Below are 21,534 nucleotides of genomic sequence, written 5' to 3'. Positions count from 1 at the left end.
CGAAGACCCCTGACTGACGAAAGCCCCGCCCCGGCATTCGCCCGGTGTCTTGCGGACCAGCCCTTTCAGGCCAGATCTTTCAGGAAGCCCCTTTCAGGAAAGCGCATCAAGCGCGGCATCCCACGCCAGCATCATCGCCCCGTGGCGCGCGGGATAGTTTCGCGCAGGTTCCAGCAGGTCGATTCCGGGCCAATCGGGCGCCGTACCGGCTTTGGCCAGCCACGCCGCCAGGTCCTGTCTCGACGCTGCGATCTGTGCCTGATCGCGCCCGATCGCGTTCCTTGCGAAAAGCGATGCGGCCGCCTGTCCGACCGCGCAGGCATGCGGCCTGATCCCGATCGTGCTGATCCGGCCCTGCACGTCCAATGCCAGCCCCATTTCAATCGTGCTGCCACAACTGCGCGAGCGGGCAGAGCCTTTTCGCTCCAAACCATCGTTCCACGGAAATTGTGTCAAGGTCATCGCCGCAGCGAGAATTTCGGGCGTATAAAGCCCCGCGGATGCCATTGCTATTCGCCCAAGGCAGCAGCACGGGCCTTGCGCCTGGCGACTTCGCGCGCCTGATCGGCGGCCTCTTCGCGGCGATCCCCGATCATGGTCAGCAACTCCTCGCTCGCGGCATTGAGGAACGGATAATTGCGCGACTCCGTAATCCAGTCCGGTCTCCCGTCCTTGCCCCAGACAAGGTCATAGGCAAACACCACGACCGAATAGCCCAGGACGACGATGATAAACCCTTTGACTGCGCCGAACCCGAAACCCAGCAGCCGGTCTATCGGCCCGATCACGGAATCCCTGCTCGCCGTCCCCATCCGTCTCGCAACGAAGCGCACGACGATGTAAGGCAGCAGGAGCAACAGGAAAAATGCGAGCACACCGGCGCCCGTCTCGTTCGAGATGAAATCGGTGACCTGATACGTCGCGCGTTCATGGAAATAATGGACTGCCAACAGCGACAGGCACCATGCTGCCAGCGACAGCACCTCTTCGACGAAACCGCGGAAAAATCCGCCGACCGCGCCGATGCCTACAAGTAACAGAACTGCATAATCGAACCCGGTCATCGCAGCCGAGCCTATGATCCGCCCATGACCCGGTCAACCAGATTTGGCAGCAGCCTGAGCGGGGCGTAACGAAGGCCATCGACTTTTTCTGCGCCGGCTTCAGGGCCGCAACCGCGGGTGAATCCCAGCTTTGCCGCCTCGCGCATCCGCACCGGGGTATGCGCTACGGGCCGTACTTCGCCAGACAGTGAAATCTCGCCAAACCAGATCGAATCCGCGGGCAGCGGCCTGTCCGACAGCGCAGAAATCAGCGCCGCAGCAACGGCAAGATCGGCAGCGGGATCGGTCAGCCTGTAACCACCTGCAACATTGAGATAAACTTCGGCCGTAGAGAAATTCAACCCGCACCGCGCCTCAAGCACGGCGAGCAACATCGCAAGGCGCCCGCTGTCCCAACCCACCACCGCACGACGGGGTGTGGCCCCGCTGGCCAGGCGAACGGTCAGCGCCTGAATTTCCACCAGCACCGGGCGCGTCCCTTCAAGCGCGGGAAACACGGCGCTGCCCGGCACTTCCTGTTCACGTCCTGAAAGGAACAGCAGCGAAGGATTACCCACTTCCTCAAGCCCTGCCCCGGCCATCGCGAACACGCCGATTTCGTCAATAGCCCCGAAGCGATTCTTGATCGCGCGCAGGATGCGGTACTGGTGGCTCCGCTCTCCCTCGAAGCTCATCACCACATCGACCATGTGTTCCAGCACACGCGGCCCGGCAATCGAACCGTCCTTGGTCACATGGCCGACAAGAACCAGTGCTGTACCGGTTTCCTTGGCATAACGGATCAATTCAAACGCGCAGCCGCGCACCTGGCTGACGGTTCCGGGCGCACCCTCGATCTGGTCGGAATGCATCGTCTGGATCGAATCGATTACCAGCAGCGCAGGCGGCTCCATCGTGCCCAGCGTGGTCAGAATATCCCGGACTGAAGTGGCGGCCGCAAGACGGATCGGTGCCTTGCCAAGGCCAAGGCGATCTGCGCGCAGGCGCACTTGATCGGAAGCTTCCTCGCCGCTGATATAAACCGCCGTACCGCCTTCCATGGCAACCTTGGCCGACGCCTGGAGCAGCAGCGTGGATTTTCCGATCCCCGGATCGCCGCCCATCAGGATCGCACTTCCGGGCACAAGGCCGCCGCCCAATGCGCGGTCGAACTCTGCGATGCCCGTCTTGCGCCGTTGCGGCAGCGCTATCGGTGCATCGAGGGAGACGAACGCAACCCGCCGACCGCCGCTGGACAAATCATGCTTGGCCGAAAAGACCGTTTCCGGCGCTTCTTCAACCAGCGTGTTCCATTCGCTGCAATCGGCACACTGGCCCTGCCAGCGGTGCGTAACGCTACCACAGGCCTGGCAGACATAGCGGCGTTTCGGTTTGGCCATGGCACCTGCTTATTCGGAACATATCTGGAACACAAGTGCGCCCAAGCGGAAAACGCCGCCAAAACCGCAAGATTTCGCTAACCACACGACTTGCGATCATCGTTAACGCGGCGGTGCTATGGCCCTTCACCATGGCTGTAGCATCCTCCCACTTTCTCGGCATCGATCCGAAGATGTATCGTCATTTCGCGATGGCAACCGTCGCGATTTCAACGATCGTTGCGGTGTTTGCAGATGGTGAATCGCAACAGGCGATGGCGCACAACCGGAAGCCCGCCGAGATCAAGCAGGCCGAAAAGCCCAAGTTCGGCAAAGCGACCCTTGCGGATAACCGCGAAGATGGCGGCAAACGCAAATCGGGCGGCAGCGGCTTCCATGGCCAGTTCGGCGCGCCGATGGACGGATCGTCGGCGGCAGGCGGGAACAGCGGTGTGATACCCGCAGGCCTTGTGCTGGCACCACCGCCGATCATCGTGGAGGTCAACCAGAACGCGCTTGCCCGGATGACACCCGAACAGCGCGCTGCCTATCTCAAGCGGCTTGAGGAAGAGCGGCAGCGCCGGATGAACGAAGGGCCAACAGTGCCCAGCCCCGCGCAAGTTTCAGCGCTCGCAGCATCGTCGGCGGCGCGTTCAGGGTCAGAGGAAATCGACTAGCCTTTCGGCATGAGCGCCATCGCAGAAACAACCAGCGCTTCGGCACCTGCCGCAATGACCTTGTCGGCCTCAGGCGCGAAGAACGGACTGTGAAGCGACGGTAGCGGGCGGCCGTCCCTGCGCGCCCTTTCCAGATCGTCGGCGCGTCGTCCGCCCACCCACAGGATCGTCGTTTCGATATTGTCGCTGTCCGCCCGGCCAAATTCCCCGAAGTCTTCCCCGGCCATCGTAGGCGTTGTTTCGACGACGCGGTCCTGCCCCAGCCTTGCGGACAGGATCGCATGAATCTTCCGGGTGAAGTCCGGTGTATTCCATGTCGCGCGGGTATGTGGTTCGCGCACGACCACGCCGGGCATGCGGTCGTCGGGCATTCCTGCGGCCATCGCCTCGCCCTTGGCGATCCGCGCAATGCCATCGAGCAGACGCTGCCGCTGCGCGTCGCCATAGCTGCGCACGGTCAGCTGCAAGTGTGCTTCATCGGGGATGATGTTGTGCTTGGCTCCGGCATGAAAGCTGCCCACAGTTACCACCGAAGGTTCGAACGGGCTGGTCTCACGGCTCACCAGCGTCTGCAACCGGGTGACGATGGCGCTTGCCAGAACGATCGGGTCTTTCGTGGTGTGCGGATAGGCGCCATGCCCGCCCAAGCCCGGCACGGTCAGGTCCACGCTATCGACATTTGCCAGCGCAAAACCCGGCACAGTGCCGATCACACCCGATGCCAGATCGCCGGTATCGTGAAAGGCAAGAGTGTATTTCGGCTTGGGGAAACGCGTGTAGAGACCATCGGCAAGCATCGCCCTTGCGCCCAGCCCCACTTCTTCTGCGGGCTGGCCGATCATTACCAGGGTGCCGGACCATGCCTTGCGATTGGCGGCCATCAACCGGGCCACTTCGATCCACGCCGTCATGTGGGTATCATGGCCGCAGGCGTGCATGACGCCGCTTTCAACCCCGGCGGTGGAGGTGCCGCGCACCTTCGAAGCAAAGGCAAGGCCAGTCTGCTCGATGACCGGCAAGCCATCCATATCGGCGCGAATCAGGACAACAGGCCCTGAACCGTTGCGCAGTATGGCCACAACGCCAGTCTGCCCCACCTTTTCGGTCACTTCGAATCCAGCCTTGCGCGCCTCATCCGCCAGCTTTCCGGCCGAGCGCATTTCCTGAAAGCTCAGTTCCGGGTTTGCGTGGAATTCGCGGTAAATTTCCATCAGGCCCGGCAAATCGCGCACAATCGCCTCGCGCAATGGATCTGCGCTGGCGGGTGTTGCGGAAAGCGCGATGGCCGATGCGGCAGCAAGCAAGGTCTTCATGGCGCGCACGCTACCGGCGGCGGCGGAACAGACAACTGCTTTATGCGGATGGTGCCCCTGGCCCGACTCGAACGGGCACGTATTTCTACAAACGATTTTGAGTCGTTCGCGTCTACCATTCCGCCACAGGGGCACGGGATCGTCAGGGGACGGGCCTTAGCCAGCCCCCTGACGACACGTCAAGTGTTGCGAAGCGATCCTGCCAAAAGCTTGTGCAGCTTTGAATGGAGCGCGTCATTGCCGGCAAGGATCGTTTCGTCGCAGATGGGCAGCGACCGGCCCTTGTAATCGGACACGAAACCGCCGGCTTCGCGCACGAGCAGGCATCCGGCGGCGCTGTCCCACGGCTGCAGGCTGCTTTCCCAATAGCCATCATAACGGCCCGCTGCCACCCACGCGAGATCGAGCGACGCCGCACCGTTGCGGCGGATGCCCGCGATCCGGGGACCGAGTTCGGCGTAGATCCGCACCCATTCGTTGATATCACCGCGCCCGGCAAACGGGATGCCGGTGGCGATCAGCGCTTCATCGAGATAGCGGCGCGCCGAAACCCGCAGGCGGCGGTCCTGCAACCACGCGCCCCGGCTTTTCTCCGCCCAGAAGCTTTCATCGGTGACCGGCTGGTAGACGATGCCGGCGGTGACTTCGCCCCAGCCCCTGCCGTCCAGAGTCGGTTCCTGCACCGCGATGGAAATCGCAAAGTGGGGGATGCCGTGAAGGAAGTTGCTGGTGCCGTCGAGCGGATCGATGATGAAGCGCGGCTTGCCGTCGTCACCCGGAATCTCGCCGCCTTCTTCCATCAGGAAGCCCCAGCCCGGACGTGCCTCGCGCAGTTCGTCCCACAAGATGCGCTCGGCCATCTGATCGGCCTTCGACACGAAGTCAGCGGGGCCTTTCTTGCTGACCTGAAGGTGTTCGACTTCGCCAAAATCGCGGCGCAGGCGTTGGCCAGCCTTCCGCGCGGCGCGCTCCATCACCCGGATGAGGCCAGTAATAGCAGCCATCTAATCAGCCCACCTTGCCGACGTAGGAGCGTTCGTAAACGTCGACGATGATGCGGGTGCCACTGCCGATATGCGGCGGAACCATCACACGCACGCCATTGTCGAGGATCGCGGGCTTGTACGACGAAGAAGCGGTCTGGCCCTTCACCACGGCATCGGCTTCGACGATGGTGGCTTCGACCTGATCGGGCAACTGTACCGAAATCGGGCGCTCGTCATACATTTCGAGCAGTACGGTCATGCCGTCCTGCAGGAATGCTGCGGCATCGCCGAGAAGATCGGAAGGCAGCGTGATCTGGTCGTAGTTTTCCACGTCCATGAACACCAGGTCGTCGCCCTCGGCATAAAGGAACTGGAAGTCCTTGGTGTCGAGACGGACGCGCTCGACCGTGTCCTGGCTACGAAAGCGGACGTTCGTCTTGCGGCCGTCGATGAGGTTCTTCATCTCGACCTGCATGAACGCACCGCCCTTGCCGGGCTGGGTGTGCTGCGTCTTGGCAACTTTCCAGATGCCCTTTTCGTATTCCAGGATATTGCCCGGACGGATGTCCACGCCGCTGATCTTCATGATGGAAAGAGCCTTGCCTAAGTAAGGGAAGCGCGGCCCTTAGCCGCTCGTGGCCGTTGCTTCAAGCGGGCGTCGCATGCTAGCGCATTTTCCATGAAACGGATGACCCTCCCCGCGCTTGCGCTGCTGACCGTGGCGACGTCTGCAAGCGCCGTTCCCGGCGGCAAGCTGACAACGCTTCAACTGGGAAACTGGACTTGCGAAGTTCCAGGCGACGCCACGGTCATGCCCATAGCAAAGCCTGAACTCAGCTTCCGCACAGTGCCCGATTCAAGCTATATCGCGCCCGATGGCACACGTGGTTCGTATCTTCGCCTTGCTGGCGAACTCATGTTGACCAGCGGTTCGTTTTCGGGGCGGCGCTTTGTCATGGATGGTGAGGAAATCATGCGCGAGCAGGGCCGCGATGACGAGGCACCAGCCATTCGCTGCGTTCACGCCAGCCCCATCAATATCGCAACGCCGGGTTAAGCCGACCTGGCATCACGCCGCATCCGCCAATAGGCGTAAATCAGGATCGCTGCAAAAATCGCGACACCCAGCGGCAGGCTGAAGGGGAAATCCTCGACCACAGCCAGCGCATCGGGATTGTCCGTTGCTGCCACGATGGCGGCGTAGGCGATATTGAACAGGCTGTCCCCAACGATAAGTCCAGTTGCGGTTAGTACCCCCATGCGTTCGGCAAAATCCGGTGCGGACTGACGTGCCGCCCAGCGATTGTAGATATGGCCGAGCACGGCGCCCACGATCACCAGCATGGTCACTTGCGTTGGCAGGTACATGCCCATGCCGACGGCGAGCGGCGGAAGGCTGCGCCCGGAACGCTTGAGCAGTTCATCGACACTGATGACGCCCACGCCGATGGCTGCACCAAGCCCGACCAGATTCCAGTCAAGGCTGCCCCCCAGAACGCCTTGCGCAATGGCCGAGATCAGCGCTGCCTGTGGTGCCGACAAGGCATTCTCACCCGCGCCTGGCGCGCCCTGAAAGCCGAATGTGGAATTGAGCAGATCGAGGATCGGCGGAATCACCAGCGCCCCGAACAGTACGCCCAGCACCAGCGCCACTTGCTGACGCCATGGCGTGGCGCCGACAAGCTGGCCGGTCTTCAGATCCTGCAGATTGTCGTTCGAAATCGTCGCCACGCCGAACACGATGGCGGTGACGAACAGGGCGAAAGCGACCAGCGCTTTGGTGTCCGCCTCACTGCCACCCTGTCCGAACAGGCCAAGCAGCAAAAGCGAAATGCCGAGCGCTGCCAGAATGCCGACGCCTGAAATCGGGCTGTTCGACGCGCCGATCAGGCCTGCCATGTAACCGCAGACCGATGCAATGATCACCCCGGCCACCAGCACGTAAATGACCGAAGCAACAAGTGTCAGGCCCAGTGCGCCCGCCACCGGCCCACCGACGGCAAAATCGGCCAGCAGCAAGGCAATCGGGATCATCGACAGGAGAATTGTAGCGCCCACAATGCCGATCGGAATGTCGCGTTCGGTAAGGGCGAGGCTATCCAGTCCGGCGCCCTTGCGCGCCGTGTTTGCGGCAAGCGCCCCCGCAATGCCGCGCACAATCGGACCGATCACGCGCAGCAGCGTCCAGATCGCGGCAACACCGATGGTGCCGGCGCCGACAAAGCGGATCTTCTGGCGGAAAACGGTGCCCACGAAATCGGCGAGTTCAGTGCCCGCAGGAGGACCCCCCGCCGTGAATTGCGGCAACAACAGCCCGAAACTGATCGCAATACCGGTCAGCATGGCGATGCCCACGGCGATGCCGACAAGGTGCCCGACCCCGACCAGCGCCAGCGAAAGGCCGCCGAACAGCATCGATCCGCCGGTGCCCACCTTGAACACGCCGCCCACTTCCTCGACCGCCAGCTTCATCTTGGCGAGCAGGGGATAGAGAGCAGCCAGCAGGCCCCCAGCGGTGACAGCGGCAAGACCCTTGCGGTTTTCTTCAGCACCGCCAACGCCCGCGCCAACCTTCAGCACTTCGGCAGCGGCGACACCTTCAGGATATGGCAAATCCGAGCCTGTCACCAGCGCGCGCCGCAACGGCACGGAATACATCACGCCCAGAACGCCGCCGACCGCGATGACGGCGACCGATTCCCAGTATGGAAAATCGGCCCACCACCCGACCATGACCAGACCTGGCAGCACGAAGACGATGGCCGAAAGCGTCCCCGCCGAGCTGGCAATGGTCTGGACGATGTTGTTTTCCTGGATCGTTGTCCCGGAAAATCCCCGCAGCACTGCCATCGATATGACCGCCGCCGGAATGGACGTTGCAAAAGTCAGACCGATGCGAAGCCCCAGATAAACATTCGCGGCGGTGAATACGACGGTGAGGACCGCCCCCAGCACGATGCCGCGAAGGGTCAATTCTCTCGCGGCCAGTCCCGTCATGCGCGCTCCATCCGATGCAACAGGCGCCTTGTCTTGCACGGCACGGCGATGGAGGGAAGCGCGATCAGCTTACAAACGAAACCTTGGTGGAACCGCTGACCATTTGCGCAAGGCGCGCCGCATCCCAGTTGGTCAGGCGAACACACCCGTGGCTTTCGGCACGACCGATGGTCTGGGGTTCGGGCGTGCCATGAATGCCGTAATGCTCCTTGGACAAGTCGATCCACACGACACCCACCGGCCCGTTCGGCCCCGGCGGCAACAGGTGCTCGCCCTTGCTGTCGGGCACATCCCAAAACAGGCTGGCGTCATAGCTGAACTGCGGATTGTAGGACTTGCCGTTGATCTTCCAGTCGCCCAGCGGCAGCGGGTCCTTGGCCGACCCGGTCGTGACCGTAAACAGAGCGACCAGTTTATCGGCCTCGTCAAAGACCTTTAATGTCCCGGCGCGCTTGCTTACGACGATGCGCGTCGCCTTGGGCTGTGACGTGCCGACGCCAAGGCTTACCAATGTGGCCGCCCATTCCTTGTTCTCGACGGTCGCGGCATCGAATGAATCCGCGCCCACATTGGGCACACGCAACTTCTGGCCCGCAGCATAGATTGCTGGCGAAGGTTCTGCGGCCTGCGAAGCGCCTGTGGGCTGGGGTGCGGCGGCGGCGTTGAGCGCCCGCAGCACCTCAGGCGTGGTGTGGAAGCGCTCCGCCAGCTTTTCCTCAAACGACGCATAGCCAAGCGTTGGCAGCTTCGCCTGCGCCGCAGGGTCCTTCGGCAGTGGCGCGAATGGTCCGCGCGCAAAGTCTTCCGGGATCGTGACCACGCGGGTCGCCGGAATGTTCGACCATCGGCCAAGCGACGTCATCGTGGCAGGGTCGAACTTGCCCGTTACCGGCAGACCATTCGCCTGCTGATATCCCTCCAGCGCGTTACGCGTCGAGAGTCCTTCCTTGCCGTCGATCACGCCGGGGGCAAAGCCGAGCCGTTCCAGCACGACTTGTGCCTGCATCACCGGGCGCGCGACATCCTCCTTTTCGCCGGGTTCGCCAGGGGCTGGATCGCGTGACGCCATGGGGTCGATAACCGCTGAAGACGCCTTTTCGGATGCAGCGGGTTGGGGCTGTTCGGACTGGCAGGCGGCAAGGGAAACGAGGGCGAGAGCGGCTACTGTGGCATGGCGAAACATCTGGACTCCCGGAAAGCTGTGCGGCCTGAACGCTCCGCCTGCTCCGACAGTTCCCTTCAGCCGTCGTCGCTTGTACGCGGATTGGCGCGGATGGCTTCGTGGAACGCAACGATTGCTGCGGCTTCATCCCCACCCCAAACTGCATTGCTTGCAGCGATGAAATCTGCCCCGGCCTGCACCAGCGGCCCGCAATTGGCTGGCGTGATCCCGCCGATCGCCACGCATGGCAGTTCGAAGATCCCTTGCCACCATTCCAGCAAGTCCAGCGCCGCCACAAATTCCGTGTCCTTGGTGGCGGACGGAAAGAACGCGCCGAAAGCCACGTAATCTGCCCCCGCTTCGCCCGCAGCCATCGCAAGGTGGCGGCTGTCGTGACAGGTCACGCCGATCTGCGCATCGCGACCAAGACGTTCGCGCGCCTCTCGCACGTCGCCGTCTTTCTGGCCCAGATGTACGCCATCGGCACCAAGACGCTTTGCCAGGCTGACGGAATCATTGACGATGAAGGCAACATCGCGGTCTGCGCAGATGCGCTGGAGCGGTTCGGCAAGCCGTGCTGCTGCGTGATCGTCAAGACCCTTTACGCGAAACTGGAACGCTGCCACCGGCCCTGCATCGAGCGCGCGGGCGAGCCGTTCGGGAAAAATCCCGTCAACGGCGAGGGGGGAAATCAGATACAGTTCGCTGGCAAGGTCGGTCATGCCCCGCGCCTTATCGCTGCGCCGCCTGCACCGCAAGAAAAACGCCCCGCCCCGGCTTTTGCCGGGCACGGGGCGCGCCTTTGCCGTCCTCTCAAACGGGTGGTTTATGCGGCGACGAGCGTCTTCTGCGTCGAGCCGGTGTAGATTTCGTCAATCGCAGCGCCCAGCGCGGCGTCGAATTCCGCATCGGTCATCTGGTGGCGCAGGTCTTCCAGAAGGGCGCGGCTGAAGCTGGCGATGATGCCGGTGTTCTTTGCCAGCTCAACGCAGGCTTCAGGGCGCTTGTAGCCGCCCGAAAGCGCAACCACGCGCAGCACCTTGGGGTGCGCGACCAGCGGATCGAAAGTGCACGGCACGATCGGCAGCGACAGCTTGAGCATGACCTGCGTGCCTTCAGGCAGCGCATCCAGAGCCTTGAGGATCTCGTCGAGCAGGATCGCGTCACATTCGGCGCGGGTCTCGCTCTTGATGTTCACTTCGGGTTCGATGATCGGCATCATGCCGTGGCTGAGGACCTGCTTGCCGATCTCGAACTGCTGCGCGACCACGGCGGCAATGCCTTCGCGGTTGGCCGAGTTGATGACCGAGCGTTCCTTGGTGCCATAAACGCCAAGCGCCTTCGACTTTTCAAGCAGCGCATCGAGCGTTGGCATCGGCTTCATCAGTTGGACGCCGTTGGCTTCATCTTCCAGACCCTTGTCGATCTTGATGAAGGGAACGACGCCCTTTTCGATCAGCGCGGCCGGAACGCCCTTGCCGTCAACCGTGCCGTCCATGGTGCGTTCGAACAGGATCGCGCCGATGACCTTTTCGCCGGTGAACACATCCGAACGGATGATGCGCGCGCGCATGTCATGGATCAGGCCGAACATTTCCTCTTCGGTGGTCCAGGCATCTTCGGTCACGCCGTATCCGGCCAGAGCCTTCGGTGTGGAGCCGCCCGACTGGTCGAGAGCGGCAATGAAGCCGTTACCGGAGGCCATCTTTGCGGTCATTTCGGTCGTGTTCATCAGCCCGTCCTGTTTCTCGTGGAAGCGCGGAAAACCGGCCTCGCATACCTATGCGCAATCGCGCCAAAAATAATGCGCCGCAACTCGACGCATATCAATGCCTTTGCATGCCATAATAAGGCGCGTGCCGCAGTGCAACACGCGCCTTGAAAAATTATCGCTGCAATGCGGCGACGCCGGGCAATTCCTTGCCTTCCATCCATTCGAGAAAGGCCCCGCCCGCAGTCGAGACATACGAGAAATCGCCGCCCACGCCCGCATGGTTGAGGGCCGCCACGGTATCGCCGCCGCCCGCGACCGAAACCAGTGAGCCTTCCTTGGTGAGCGCTGCCGCGGTCCGCGCCAGCGCAACGGTTGCCGTATCGAAAGGCTCGGTTTCGAACGCGCCCATCGGCCCGTTCCATACCAGCGTCTTGCAGGTCTTCAGCACGTCGCCCAGCGCCTCGACAGCGGTCGGCCCGACATCGAGGATCATTTCGTCAGCCGCAACTTCGTGCACGTTGCAGGTGCGCAAGCTGGCGGGGTTGGCCGCGAACTCCTTGGACACCACAACGTCATACGGCAGATGCACGGTGCATCCGGCCTTTTCGGCATTGGCGAGAATTTCGTCGGCAGTCGATGTCAGATCGTGTTCGCACAGCGACTTGCCGACCGCCACGCCGCGCGCGGCAAGGAAGGTGTTGGCCATCCCGCCGCCGATGATCAGGTGATCGACCTTGCCGACAAGGTGCTTGAGCACGTCGAGCTTGGTCGAAACCTTGGCCCCGCCGACAACCGCTGCCACCGGATGCTCTGGCTTGCCCAGCGCCTTTTCCAACGCGGTGAGTTCGGCTTCCATCGCACGACCTGCATAGGCCGGGAGGGCATGAGCCAGGCCTTCGGTCGAGGCGTGGGCGCGATGTGCAGCAGAGAAGGCGTCGTTGACGTAGATGTCGCCAAGGCTGGCGAAGCGTTCGATCACGGCAGGATCGTTCTTTTCCTCACCACCAAAGAAGCGCGTGTTTTCAAGGATGGCGATGGCGCCGGGAGCCAGTGCGGCGACGGCAGCCTTGTCACCTTCCCAGTCGATGTAGCTGACCGGGCGGCCCAGCACACCCGAAAGCGGCGTTGCCAGCTTTTTCAGCGAGAATTCTTCGGAAGGCTGCCCCTTCGGACGACCGAAGTGTGCCAGCACCAGAACCTTGGCACCCTTGTCCGAAAGTTCGTTCAGTGTCGCCACCGTGGCGCGCAGCCGGGTATCGTCCGTCACCACGCCGTCAGCCATCGGCACATTGAGGTCTTCGCGAACCAGCACGACCTTGCCGGTCACATCGCCAATATCGTCAAGTGTCTTGAAGCTCATTCCTCGATCCTCACTTCGTCGCCAACGGCGATTTCGCCATCGGTAAGCACCCGACCAAGCACGCCGCCGCGCCAGTCGGGCAGCAGCGCGGTTTTCAGGCCGGGCAGGATTTCGTCCATGCGGCTGCACGGATCGCATTCGCAGGTGACTTCTATGCGCAGACTGGCACCGATGGCGATGACTTTTCCGGCCTCACGCGGCAGGCGCAGGCCCTCGACCAGCAGGTTTGCCCGGCGCACATGCCAGGGCATCGCCCGGTCAACGCCGTCGCCCAGTTCGGCAATGGCGGCATCCCAGCTTTCGGCTTCGATGAGCGAAATCTGGCGACGGCCCGATTTGCCGGGACGAATCGCCCCGCGCAGATCGCCGTGAACGCCTTCGGCCTGCGTCACGGAAACGTGATGGAGCGTCTCGATCGGTCCGCGAGAACGGCCGTGCCGTGCAATCCCGCCAAGACGCCCCATGGTCACGCTATCCTCAGAGGAACTTCGCCATCACGCCCGCAGTATCGAGCATGCGGTTCGAGAAGCCCCATTCGTTGTCATACCACGAAAGCACGCGCACCAGCTTGCCTTCGAGCACCGCGGTTTCGAGGCTGTCGATGGTCGACGAGTGCGAATCGTGGTTGAAGTCGATCGATACGAGCGGTTCTTCAGTGTAACCCAGCACACCCTTGAGCGGGCCTTCGGCTGCTGCCTTGAGCACGGCGTTGACTTCTTCAAGCGTGGTATCGCGCTTTGGCGTGAAGGTAAGGTCGACCACCGATACGTTCGGGGTGGGAACGCGGATCGAAGACCCGTCGAGCTTGCCCTTGAGGTCCGGCAGGACTTCACCCACGGCCACGGCAGCACCGGTGCTGGTCGGGATCATGTTCATCGCAGCAGCGCGGGCACGGCGCGGATCGCTGTGGATCTGGTCGAGGATCTTCTGGTCGTTGGTGTACGAATGGATCGTGGTCATCAGGCCACGTTCAATACCGATCGCTTCATGCAGAACCTTGGCCATCGGCGCGAGGCAGTTGGTGGTGCACGATGCGTTCGACACGATCTTGTGATCGCCGGTCAGCTTGTCGTCATTCACGCCGAACACGACGGTCAGGTCGACCTTCTTGCCCGGAGCCGAGATCAGCACGCGCTTTGCGCCTGCATCAAGGTGCTTCTGGCCGCCTTCGCGCGTGGTGAAGAAGCCCGTGCATTCCAGGGCGATGTCGATGCCGTTGGCGGCATGCGGCAGGTTGGCGGGATCGCGTTCGGCGGTCACCTGAATGCGCTTGCCATTGACGATCAGGTCATTGCCATCAACCGAAACGTCGCCAGAGAAGGCACCATGCACACTGTCGCGCTTGAACAGCAGGGCGTTCGCCTTGGCGTCTGCCAGATCGTTGATCGAGACCAGTTCAAGGCCGCATTCGGGCCGTTCGAGAATGGCGCGTGCAACATTGCGCCCGATGCGTCCGAAACCGTTGATTGCAACCTTGGTCGCCATGGGATGTTCTCCTGTTAGATTACGAAACCCGCGCAAGAATCTGCGGAACAATCTTTTCAGCCGAAAGACCGAAGTGGTCGAACAGCACTTCGGCCGGAGCCGACGCGCCGAACGAATCGATGCCGATGGTCAGGCCATCGCCGACATACTTCTGCCAGCCAAGCGTCACACCTGCCTCGATCGAAACCTTGAGCACGCCCGCAGGCAGCACATCGGCGCGATAGGCGGCATCCTGTTCGTCGAACAGTTCCCAGCAGGGAGCCGAAACGACATCGACGCCGATGCCCTGTGCCTCCAGCCTGGCGGCCACATCCATGGCCAGCGCCACTTCCGAACCCGTTGCCAGCAGCACGACCTTGCGGTCGCCCTTGGCTTCAACCAGACGATAGGCCCCCTTCGCGCTCTTCATCTCGGCATCGAAGCGTACCGGCGGAAGGTTCTGGCGGGTGAGCGCGAGAACAGAAGGACGATCCTTGTTTGCCAGCGCCAGCGCCCACGCTTCAGCCGTTTCGATGGCATCGGCGGGGCGGAACACCAGCAGGTTCGGGATCATGCGCAAGGACATGACATGTTCGACCGGCTGATGGGTAGGACCGTCTTCGCCAAGACCGATCGAATCATGCGTCAACACATAGACGACACGCTGGCGCTGCAACGCTGACATGCGGATGGCGTTGCGGCAATAGTCCGAGAAGATCAGGAACGTGCCGCCATAGGGGATCACCCCGCCATGCAGCGCCATGCCGTTCATCGCGGCGGCCATGCCGAATTCGCGGATGCCGTAATAGACATAGCGACCGTCATAGCTTTCGGGCGTGAACGGCAACGTCGACTTGGTCTTGGTGTTGTTCGATCCTGTAAGATCGGCCGATCCACCGACCATTTCCGGCACGTTTGCAGTGAAGGCTTCCAGCGCCATTTCGCTCGACTTGCGCGTGGCGACCTTGGGCGGGGTGGCGATCAGCGACTGGACATAGGCGTCATAACCGGTGTCCGCAGGCAGTTCACCAGACATGCGCCGCGCCAGTTCGGCGGCCTTGGCATTGCCGGCAGCGCGGGCTTCCCATGCTGAACGGTCGGCCTGGCCTGCCATGCCGGCAGCGCGCCAGTTGGCCAGAATATCGGCAGGCACTTCGAACGGTGCTGCCGTCCAGCCCAGATAATCGCGCGCGGCGGCGATCTCGTCAGCGCCCAGGGGCGAGCCGTGGACGTTGTGCCCGCCCTGCTTGTTGGGCGCGCCCTTGCCGATCACGGTGCGGCAGGCCACCAGCGACGGACGCGGATCGGCGGACGCTTCGGCGAGCGCGCGAGCGATATCGGCAAAGTCATGGCCGTCGCACGATGCAACGTGCCAGCCACTGGCGGTGTAGCGGCCCAGAATGTCCTCGGTGGTCGAAAGCGAGGTGTCGCCATCGATGGTGATCTTGTTGTCGTCCCACAGCACGTTGAGACGACCCAGCTTCAGCGTACCGGCAAGTCCGATCGCTTCGTGATTGATGCCTTCCATCAGGCAGCCGTCACCGGCAACAACCCAGGTCTTGTGATCGACAAGATCATCGCCGAACTGCGCGTTGAGATGACGCTCGGCCATCGCCATGCCAACCGCCATGGCAAGCCCCTGCCCCAGCGGGCCGGTGGTGCATTCCACGCCATCGATCAGGAAGTTTTCCGGGTGACCGGCGCAAACGCTGTCCAGCTGGCGGAACTTGGCGATGTCGGCCATGGTCGGGCTGGCATAGCCGGTGAGGTGCAGCAGCGCATAGATCAGCATCGATCCATGGCCGGCCGAAAGCACGAACCGATCGCGATCGGACCAGTGCGGTGCAGACGGATCGTGCTTCAGGAACTGGGTCCACAGCACAGTCGCCACATCGGCCATGCCCATCGGCATGCCTGGGTGACCGGAATTGGCAGCCTGAACGGCATCCATGGCCAGCGCGCGGATTGCATTGGCCATCGGGACCAATTGTTCCTGATTATGCGCCAGCCCGGCGGATTCGCGTGTCATGCTTGCAAAAGACCTTCCATGTCGTGCGGTGGATCCAACAGTCCATTGCACGATTCCCGATGATTCGGAGCGCGGCCTCTTTGGTCACGGCAGCCCCCCCGGTCAAGGCTGCGGCTATGGTGAGAGTGTTTCGGAATGTCCCGCAATGTGAATGTCCGACGCTCCTCCATTCGTCAGGCTGCTTCGCTGTTGCGATAAACGGACAATGTGGTAGCGTCCATGCCCATGGCGACCGAAGCATTGGATGCCGCGCTGGACCGGCTCGAGCAGGCGCTCGCGAAGGTCGAGGGGGCGATTTCACAACAGGGCAATCATGACGGTGAGGCGGGGCAGGAACTTGCGATTCTCAAAGTCCGTCACCGCAAGCTGAAGGACACGGTGGCGCAGGAATTGCACCAGCTTGACCTTCTGCTGGCAGGCCTGCCGAAATGAGCAACGTAAACCTGCCTATCGGCGGGCGGTCTTTTGCCGTGTCATGCGCCGAGGGTGAGGAAGCCCACGTCGAGATGCTGGGCCGCATGATCGACGAACGCGCCCAACGCATGGGCGGCGCGCCCAGCGAATCGCGGATGCTGCTGGTTGTTGCGCTGATGCTTGCCGACGAATTGCACGAAGCTCACCGGCAGGCGCCGCCTCCGGCCGCGAATGCTCCCGCTGTTGCTCCGCCAGCGCCCGCAATTGACGCCGCAACGATCGATCGCATCAATCAATTGGCCGAACGGCTTGAAAAACTTGGGGGCGCCCTTGAGCATGGGCCTGCGAACGCCTAAATAAGGGACGACGGGATCTGCCCGGCACGAGCCGCATGAATATCCCTGAGGCTATAAGCAATCCAAGGGGGCTGCCCCTGTCCTTGATCCTGGTCTTGGGCAAGCGGTCCCCACCTGACGTCGAGGCGTCGGAGGATTTTCCGAGCTAACGACCCATGGTGGGCCCGTCACCCCCCTCTTTACAACCGCTGCGGAGCATCGCGTGGACCCGAAATCAGCGCTGCGCAAAGACCTCAGGGCGAAGCGCAATGCCCACGTTATCGCAATGGACCCGCGTTTTCGGGCTTTGATGTTCAGACAGCCCCCCTCCCCCGTCAAGGCGTTGGTGCCTGAAGGAGCCACCATCGGCGTGTATCTCGCCGGACCGGGTGAAGCGCCCGCCACAGCCTATGCGCGCCATTTCCACGAAGCGGGGCACAGAATTGCGCTGCCGTGGTTCGCCGACCGCGATTCTCCGATGACCTTCCGGGAATGGGGGTCGCCATGGGTCGAGGAGATGCTGGCCCCCGGACCGTGGCAGCGCATTTCCCAACCCGAAGCGGATGCGCCCGAACTGGTCCCCGATGTGCTGTTCGTGCCGCTCGTCGGCTTCACGCCCAACGGTGACCGACTTGGCCAGGGCGGCGGTCACTACGATCGCTGGCTGGCTGAAAATCCTTCCGTCCTGCCCATCGGTCTTGCCTGGGATTGCCAGATGATTGCCGATCTGCCGCGCGAGGCGCACGATCGACCGCTCCATGCCGTGATAACGCCAACGCGAATCTATGGCCCTTGGGAGATCGCAGCATGAAGCACGACTACAAGCCGACCTGGCGCAAGCCCGTGGGCATAATCGCGTTGTTGTGTGCGCTGACGCTTTATGCGGTTGCCATTGCCGCCGCATCGCCGATCATCGGCCAGTGGCATGTGCTGTTGCAGACCATCGCGTATATCGTGCTCGGCGTCATCTGGCTGCTGCCGCTGCGGGGCTTCCTGATCTGGATGGAAACCGGCCGCTGGGGATGATCCATCCGCCTATTGGAATGGTGGCAGGTATTGCGATGAAAGGGAAAATTCCCCAAGGTGGCGCGAGTGACGGGACTTGAACCCGCGACCCTCGGCGTGACAGGCCGATACTCTAACCAACTGAGCTACACCCGCTCGCCCCTTGGGGAGCCGCGCATCTATGGCAGGCGCGCGGGGCTGTCAACATACCCGGCGCAGGAAAATCCACGATTCCACCGTCGACCGGAAGCATGCACAACCGCGCAGGCAAATCGCTCGGCATCAGTCCTGTTGCGAAGGCAGGGTGCCGGGGCGCAAATATGCGAACATGTGGCTGACATAGTCTGCCTTGCCCAGATTGATCCCTTCGCTGCGCAGAATGGCGTAAGCGGTCATCACATGGAAATAGAATTGCGGGAGCGTCCAGTCCCGCGCGTAAGTTTCCGCCGTGAGATCGAAAATCATCCCGTTCGGCAGGCTATGCTCGATCGGTCTTTCCCCATCATTATCAAACTGGTCTGATTCAGCAGCCTGCACCAGCGCCACAGTCTGATTGATCCTGTCCTGCGCGTCAGCCATGGTTCCGGGGTGCGTCCCCCCATTGCGCCCTTCATCCAGAAGGACATCGATCGAAGCAGGAAAGCCCATGCCTTGCAGCCGGGCCATCCCCTCCTGCGCCTGAACGCAAGCGAACCGAATCTGGGTGGAGAGCGGAAACATGTCCGGCGCAAGGCGCGCAGATAGAAGCGCTTCGGCCTCATCCGCAGACAGTTGCGCCTGAGCCTTGCCCAACCAGCCCGACAGGGCATTCAACAACTGCACATATGTCGGAACAAGAAGTTTCGCTGGCGTCATGACGGACCTCGCTGTGCAAGGACGGGAGCAGATCCTGCCCATGCGTGAATACATTTACAACGCGATGAAACCACCAAAGAAAAAGGCGCCCGCAGGCGCCTTTTTTATCTTCCCAATGGCGCGAGTGACGGGACTTGAACCCGCGACCCTCGGCGTGACAGGCCGATACTCTAACCAACTGAGCTACACCCGCTCACCCTTGGGAGCGCCGCCTCTATGGCAGCTTCGGCGGGCTGTCAACGCTGTTCGTGAAGCAATTCCCATCGATACGGAAAAACGTGGTTTCGGCCCGTTAACCACGTTTTAGCCTGTCTGTGACAAAGCCTGTATGCGCGCAGTTTGCGCACGACGGGGGCCGCAATGATTGCCAGATCGATCGCATTGGGTGCGACCAGCGCGGCGGCTGTCTGTACGCCGATGGCGGCGCATGCAGCCGCGCCGGTGCGCTTTGCCAGCGACGTCTTCGTCGAGAAGTTCGTGACGGCACCGGGCGGCGGCACCAGCCGAATCCTTGCCCGCGCCGACCGCCTCAACCCTGGTGACCGTGTGATATTCGTCGTCAACTGGACGGCGCTGCGTGGCCAGGAATTTACCGTGACCAACCCGATGCCGCGCGCAGTGGCATTCCAGCGCAGCATGGATGGCACCGAAGAGGTATCTGTCGATGGCGGGCGCACGTGGGGCAACATCGAAACGATGCGCCTGCGTGACCGTGACGGATCGCTCCGATCCGCAACGCCTGAGGACGTCACGCATCTGCGCTGGCGCGTTCCGGGCGAAATTGCCCTGCGCGGCAGTGGGCAGTTGACCTATCGCGGGGTGGTGCGCTGATCGATCAGCACTTCCGGTACTTCCAGTTGCGGTGCTTGCCTTCGCCAATCCATGCGACGGCTTGAACGATGCGCTTGTCGCGCGTCACCTCGGTCTTCGCATCGACGATCCATTCGATGTATTCCCGCCGATAACCGGGTGGCATTGCGGCAAAACGCTCGGTCAACGATGCTGCGCCCAACGCCGCTGCGAACGCCGCAGGAATTTCCGGCACAGGCTTCGGCGCTGCTGCTGCCTTTGTCGTCCTTGCGGCAGGCGGCAACGACAAGCGCTCCACCGCCGCGCGCAAGCGCTCCTCGATCACCGAATCGTCGGCAAGTTCCTGGATCGATGCAATCTTGCGGAACTTGCCGGTCCCGCCGGGCTGCTCGTCATGATGGAAAAAGATCGAAACATGCTTTTTGAACGCGGCCATTCCCGCCAGATTGCGCCCGCCCAGAGTGAAATGCGGCATGCCCCACTTGATCGCCTCTTCGCAGCCGGGGACAGTCCGATGCACCAGCGCACGGAAATGCGAAAGGATCGGTTGTGCGAATGCCCCTGCCTTGGCTATAGTCACCGATGCGCGGGTCAAGCTTGGCCATGGCTACCTCCGCCTCCGATCCTGACGAATCAATCGGCCAGCAACAGTACCGGCGTTTCGATCAGCATCTTAACCGCCTGAACAAAGCTGGCCGCATCATGACCGTCAACGACGCGGTGATCGCAACTGATCGAGATATTCATCAGCTTGCGCTTCTCGATCCGCTCCCCGCCCATCCCGTCGGGCACGAACATCGGACGCTCCACAATACGGTTCGGCCCGATGATCGCGACTTCCGGGCGGTTGATGACCGGCGTCGTTGCGACGCCCCCCAACGGTCCCAGCGACGTCACCGTCAACGTCGAACCGGACAATTCGTCGGACCTGGCGCTACCGTTACGGGCAGCGTCGGCCAGTCGGGCTATCTCGCGCGCCAATTGCCACAGGTTCAGGGACTGGGCATTGCGGATTACCGGCACCATCAGTCCTGCAGGGGTCTGCGCCGCCATTCCCAGATGCACCGCGCCGTACCGCGTGACCACACCAGCCTCGTCATCATAGCGGGCATTGATCATCGGAAATTGCGGCAGCGCCCGGCAGGTCGCGGTGATCAGCAGCGGCAAGAGGGTCAGCTTCGGCTTCTCCCCGCGATTGGCGTTCAGCTGCGCGCGCATGGCTTCCAGCGCGGTTACATCACACTCCTCGACATAGGAGAAATGCGGGATGTTGCGCTTGGACGCCGCCATGTTCTCCGCAATGCGGCGGCGCATCCCGATGACCTTGATCACCTCATCGCCGCGCTCTGCGCCTGCCGAGCGGTAACCGCCCTGTGCATTGTAAGAAAGGAACTGGTCCAGATCGGCGTGGCGGATGCGACCTTCGTCTGATGGCCGTACCTCGCTCAGATCGATCCCCAGATCCTTCGCGCGCTGACGAACGGCGGGACTCGCCAGAACCTTCGCGCCCCTTGCACCGCCCCCGTTCGTGTCGAGCGAAGGCGAGACACTCTTGCTGGGATGGGCGGACACGCTTTGGGTCGGCGGAGCGCGCGGTGTCTCGACTTCCTGCGACACGACCGGGTCTGGCGTGAGCCTGGGAGCCGCAGCCTCGATCTTTGCCACATCGCCAGCGTCAGGATTCTCAGCCTCGATGCGCTCAGCCATGACTTCAGCCTTGGGCGCAGGCGCCTCAGCCTCCCCTTCCCCCGCGGTCTCGATCACCACCAGCGCCGAACCGATGGCGATAACATCGCCCACCTCGCCCGCGACCGAGACGACCGTGCCCGTCACAGGGCTTTCCATCTCGACCGTGGCCTTGTCGGTCATCATGTCGGCCACCCGGCCGTCTTCCTCGATCCGGTCGCCCACATTGACGTGCCAGGCCACGATCTCGGCCTCGGCAATGCCTTCACCGATATCGGGCAGGCGGAATGTGTAAGTTGCCATGG

24 protein-coding genes and 3 tRNA genes are annotated in these 21,534 nt (G+C 62.4%); 7 read left to right on the top strand and 20 right to left on the bottom strand.

Going from position 1 to position 21,534, the window contains the following annotated elements; all coding sequences use genetic code 11:
• Window positions 1–93 precede the first annotated feature (93 nt).
• The 3 genes from LUA85_RS08500 to radA are packed head-to-tail and all read right to left on the bottom strand — an operon-like array spanning window position 94 to window position 2,443.
• On the bottom strand, window positions 94–507 hold the full coding sequence (locus tag LUA85_RS08500; protein ID WP_231468744.1) for an iron-sulfur cluster assembly scaffold protein: 414 nt from the start codon (window positions 505–507) through the stop codon (window positions 94–96).
• 2 nt (window positions 508–509) lie between these two features.
• Window positions 510–1,064 carry a CvpA family protein gene (locus LUA85_RS08495; protein ID WP_231468742.1) on the bottom strand — a complete coding sequence of 185 codons (555 nt, stop codon included), beginning with the start codon at window positions 1,062–1,064 and terminating at the stop codon, window positions 510–512.
• A gap of 11 nt (window positions 1,065–1,075) precedes the next feature.
• Window positions 1,076–2,443: a DNA repair protein RadA gene (radA, locus tag LUA85_RS08490; RefSeq protein WP_231468741.1), complete on the bottom strand. Its 1,368-nt coding sequence runs from the start codon at window positions 2,441–2,443 to the stop codon at window positions 1,076–1,078.
• A gap of 131 nt (window positions 2,444–2,574) precedes the next feature.
• Between radA and LUA85_RS08485 the strand changes: the two genes are divergently transcribed.
• Complete coding sequence (locus LUA85_RS08485; protein ID WP_231468739.1) at window positions 2,575–3,099, top strand: hypothetical protein; 525 nt, start codon at window positions 2,575–2,577, stop codon at window positions 3,097–3,099.
• On the opposite strand, the gene LUA85_RS08480 is transcribed toward LUA85_RS08485, so the two are convergent.
• From LUA85_RS08480 to efp, 4 genes are all read right to left on the bottom strand, one after another.
• Complete coding sequence (locus LUA85_RS08480) at window positions 3,096–4,412, bottom strand: amidohydrolase (RefSeq protein WP_231468737.1); 1,317 nt, start codon at window positions 4,410–4,412, stop codon at window positions 3,096–3,098. The two genes, LUA85_RS08485 and LUA85_RS08480, sit on opposite strands and share 4 nt — an antisense overlap.
• A 49-nt stretch (window positions 4,413–4,461) precedes the next feature.
• Window positions 4,462–4,545, bottom strand: a tRNA-Leu gene (locus LUA85_RS08475).
• A gap of 46 nt (window positions 4,546–4,591) precedes the next feature.
• Window positions 4,592–5,416 (bottom strand): inositol monophosphatase family protein, encoded by an 825-nt coding sequence (locus LUA85_RS08470; protein WP_231468735.1) that lies wholly within the window; start codon window positions 5,414–5,416, stop codon window positions 4,592–4,594.
• A gap of 4 nt (window positions 5,417–5,420) precedes the next feature.
• On the bottom strand, window positions 5,421–5,984 hold the full coding sequence (gene efp / locus LUA85_RS08465) for an elongation factor P (protein ID WP_231468733.1): 564 nt from the start codon (window positions 5,982–5,984) through the stop codon (window positions 5,421–5,423).
• Window positions 5,985–6,077: 93 nt separating this feature from the next.
• Here efp and LUA85_RS08460 point away from each other — a divergent pair, with 93 nt between their 5' ends.
• Window positions 6,078–6,455, top strand: a complete 378-nt coding sequence (locus tag LUA85_RS08460; protein ID WP_231468731.1) for a hypothetical protein — start codon at window positions 6,078–6,080, stop codon at window positions 6,453–6,455.
• Here LUA85_RS08460 and LUA85_RS08455 read toward each other — a convergent pair.
• The 8 genes from LUA85_RS08455 to tkt form a co-directional block, all read right to left on the bottom strand.
• Window positions 6,452–8,395: an OPT family oligopeptide transporter gene (locus LUA85_RS08455; RefSeq protein WP_231468730.1), complete on the bottom strand. Its 1,944-nt coding sequence runs from the start codon at window positions 8,393–8,395 to the stop codon at window positions 6,452–6,454. The genes LUA85_RS08460 and LUA85_RS08455 overlap by 4 nt on opposite strands.
• 64 nt (window positions 8,396–8,459) lie before the next feature.
• Window positions 8,460–9,578, bottom strand: a complete 1,119-nt coding sequence (locus LUA85_RS08450) for a L,D-transpeptidase (RefSeq protein WP_231468729.1) — start codon at window positions 9,576–9,578, stop codon at window positions 8,460–8,462.
• Window positions 9,579–9,634: 56 nt separating this feature from the next.
• Complete coding sequence (gene thiE, locus LUA85_RS08445) at window positions 9,635–10,279, bottom strand: thiamine phosphate synthase (protein ID WP_231468727.1); 645 nt, start codon at window positions 10,277–10,279, stop codon at window positions 9,635–9,637.
• Window positions 10,280–10,383: 104 nt separating this feature from the next.
• Window positions 10,384–11,289: a fructose bisphosphate aldolase gene (locus LUA85_RS08440; RefSeq protein WP_231468724.1), complete on the bottom strand. Its 906-nt coding sequence runs from the start codon at window positions 11,287–11,289 to the stop codon at window positions 10,384–10,386.
• Between the two features lie 154 nt (window positions 11,290–11,443).
• The gene (gene pgk / locus LUA85_RS08435; protein WP_231468722.1) at window positions 11,444–12,631 is read right to left on the bottom strand and encodes a phosphoglycerate kinase; all 1,188 of its coding nucleotides are present in this window, start codon (window positions 12,629–12,631) and stop codon (window positions 11,444–11,446) included.
• Window positions 12,628–13,095, bottom strand: coding sequence for an MOSC domain-containing protein (locus LUA85_RS08430; protein ID WP_231471805.1), 468 nt, complete (start codon window positions 13,093–13,095; stop codon window positions 12,628–12,630). Before LUA85_RS08430 ends, pgk begins: the two co-directional genes overlap by 4 nt.
• 13 nt (window positions 13,096–13,108) lie before the next feature.
• The gene (gap, locus tag LUA85_RS08425; protein ID WP_231468720.1) at window positions 13,109–14,116 is read right to left on the bottom strand and encodes a type I glyceraldehyde-3-phosphate dehydrogenase; all 1,008 of its coding nucleotides are present in this window, start codon (window positions 14,114–14,116) and stop codon (window positions 13,109–13,111) included.
• Between the two features lie 19 nt (window positions 14,117–14,135).
• A complete protein-coding gene (gene tkt, locus LUA85_RS08420) occupies window positions 14,136–16,124 on the bottom strand; it encodes a transketolase (protein WP_231468718.1) in 1,989 nt (662 codons plus the stop codon).
• A 225-nt stretch (window positions 16,125–16,349) separates the two neighbouring features.
• On the opposite strand from tkt, the gene LUA85_RS08415 reads away from it, so the two are divergent.
• From LUA85_RS08415 to LUA85_RS08400, 4 genes are all read left to right on the top strand, one after another.
• Window positions 16,350–16,556, top strand: a complete 207-nt coding sequence (locus LUA85_RS08415) for a hypothetical protein (RefSeq protein WP_231468716.1) — start codon at window positions 16,350–16,352, stop codon at window positions 16,554–16,556.
• Window positions 16,553–16,894 (top strand): cell division protein ZapA, encoded by a 342-nt coding sequence (locus LUA85_RS08410; RefSeq protein WP_231468714.1) that lies wholly within the window; start codon window positions 16,553–16,555, stop codon window positions 16,892–16,894. Before LUA85_RS08415 ends, LUA85_RS08410 begins: the two co-directional genes overlap by 4 nt.
• Before the next feature lie 265 nt (window positions 16,895–17,159).
• Window positions 17,160–17,684, top strand: a complete 525-nt coding sequence (locus LUA85_RS08405; RefSeq protein WP_371823714.1) for a 5-formyltetrahydrofolate cyclo-ligase — start codon at window positions 17,160–17,162, stop codon at window positions 17,682–17,684.
• Window positions 17,681–17,899, top strand: a complete 219-nt coding sequence (locus LUA85_RS08400) for a DUF2842 domain-containing protein (RefSeq protein WP_231468710.1) — start codon at window positions 17,681–17,683, stop codon at window positions 17,897–17,899. The genes LUA85_RS08405 and LUA85_RS08400 overlap by 4 nt, the downstream gene beginning before the upstream one ends.
• Before the next feature lie 58 nt (window positions 17,900–17,957).
• On the opposite strand, the gene LUA85_RS08395 is transcribed toward LUA85_RS08400, so the two are convergent.
• The 3 genes from LUA85_RS08395 to LUA85_RS08385 all read right to left on the bottom strand — a co-directional run bounded on the left by LUA85_RS08395 (window position 17,958) and on the right by LUA85_RS08385 (window position 18,926).
• Window positions 17,958–18,034: transfer RNA gene (locus LUA85_RS08395), tRNA-Asp, on the bottom strand.
• Window positions 18,035–18,160: 126 nt separating this feature from the next.
• Window positions 18,161–18,733, bottom strand: a complete 573-nt coding sequence (locus LUA85_RS08390) for a DUF1993 family protein (protein WP_231468708.1) — start codon at window positions 18,731–18,733, stop codon at window positions 18,161–18,163.
• A 116-nt stretch (window positions 18,734–18,849) separates the two neighbouring features.
• Window positions 18,850–18,926, bottom strand: a tRNA-Asp gene (locus tag LUA85_RS08385).
• 167 nt (window positions 18,927–19,093) lie between these two features.
• Between LUA85_RS08385 and LUA85_RS08380 the strand changes: the two genes are divergently transcribed.
• Entirely contained in the window at window positions 19,094–19,564 is a 471-nt protein-coding gene (locus LUA85_RS08380; RefSeq protein ID WP_231468706.1) for a hypothetical protein, read from the top strand.
• A 4-nt stretch (window positions 19,565–19,568) separates the two neighbouring features.
• Here LUA85_RS08380 and LUA85_RS08375 read toward each other — a convergent pair whose 3' ends face one another.
• Window positions 19,569–20,123: a YdeI/OmpD-associated family protein gene (locus tag LUA85_RS08375; protein WP_231468704.1), complete on the bottom strand. Its 555-nt coding sequence runs from the start codon at window positions 20,121–20,123 to the stop codon at window positions 19,569–19,571.
• 53 nt (window positions 20,124–20,176) lie between these two features.
• Window positions 20,177–21,532 carry a dihydrolipoamide acetyltransferase family protein gene (locus LUA85_RS08370; RefSeq protein WP_231468701.1) on the bottom strand — a complete coding sequence of 452 codons (1,356 nt, stop codon included), beginning with the start codon at window positions 21,530–21,532 and terminating at the stop codon, window positions 20,177–20,179.
• Window positions 21,533–21,534: the final 2 nt, after the last annotated feature.

It is taken from the genome of Novosphingobium sp. CECT 9465, assembly GCF_920987055.1.
GTDB lineage: Bacteria > Pseudomonadota > Alphaproteobacteria > Sphingomonadales > Sphingomonadaceae > Novosphingobium.
This window is presented reverse-complemented; position numbering and strand designations above follow the sequence as displayed.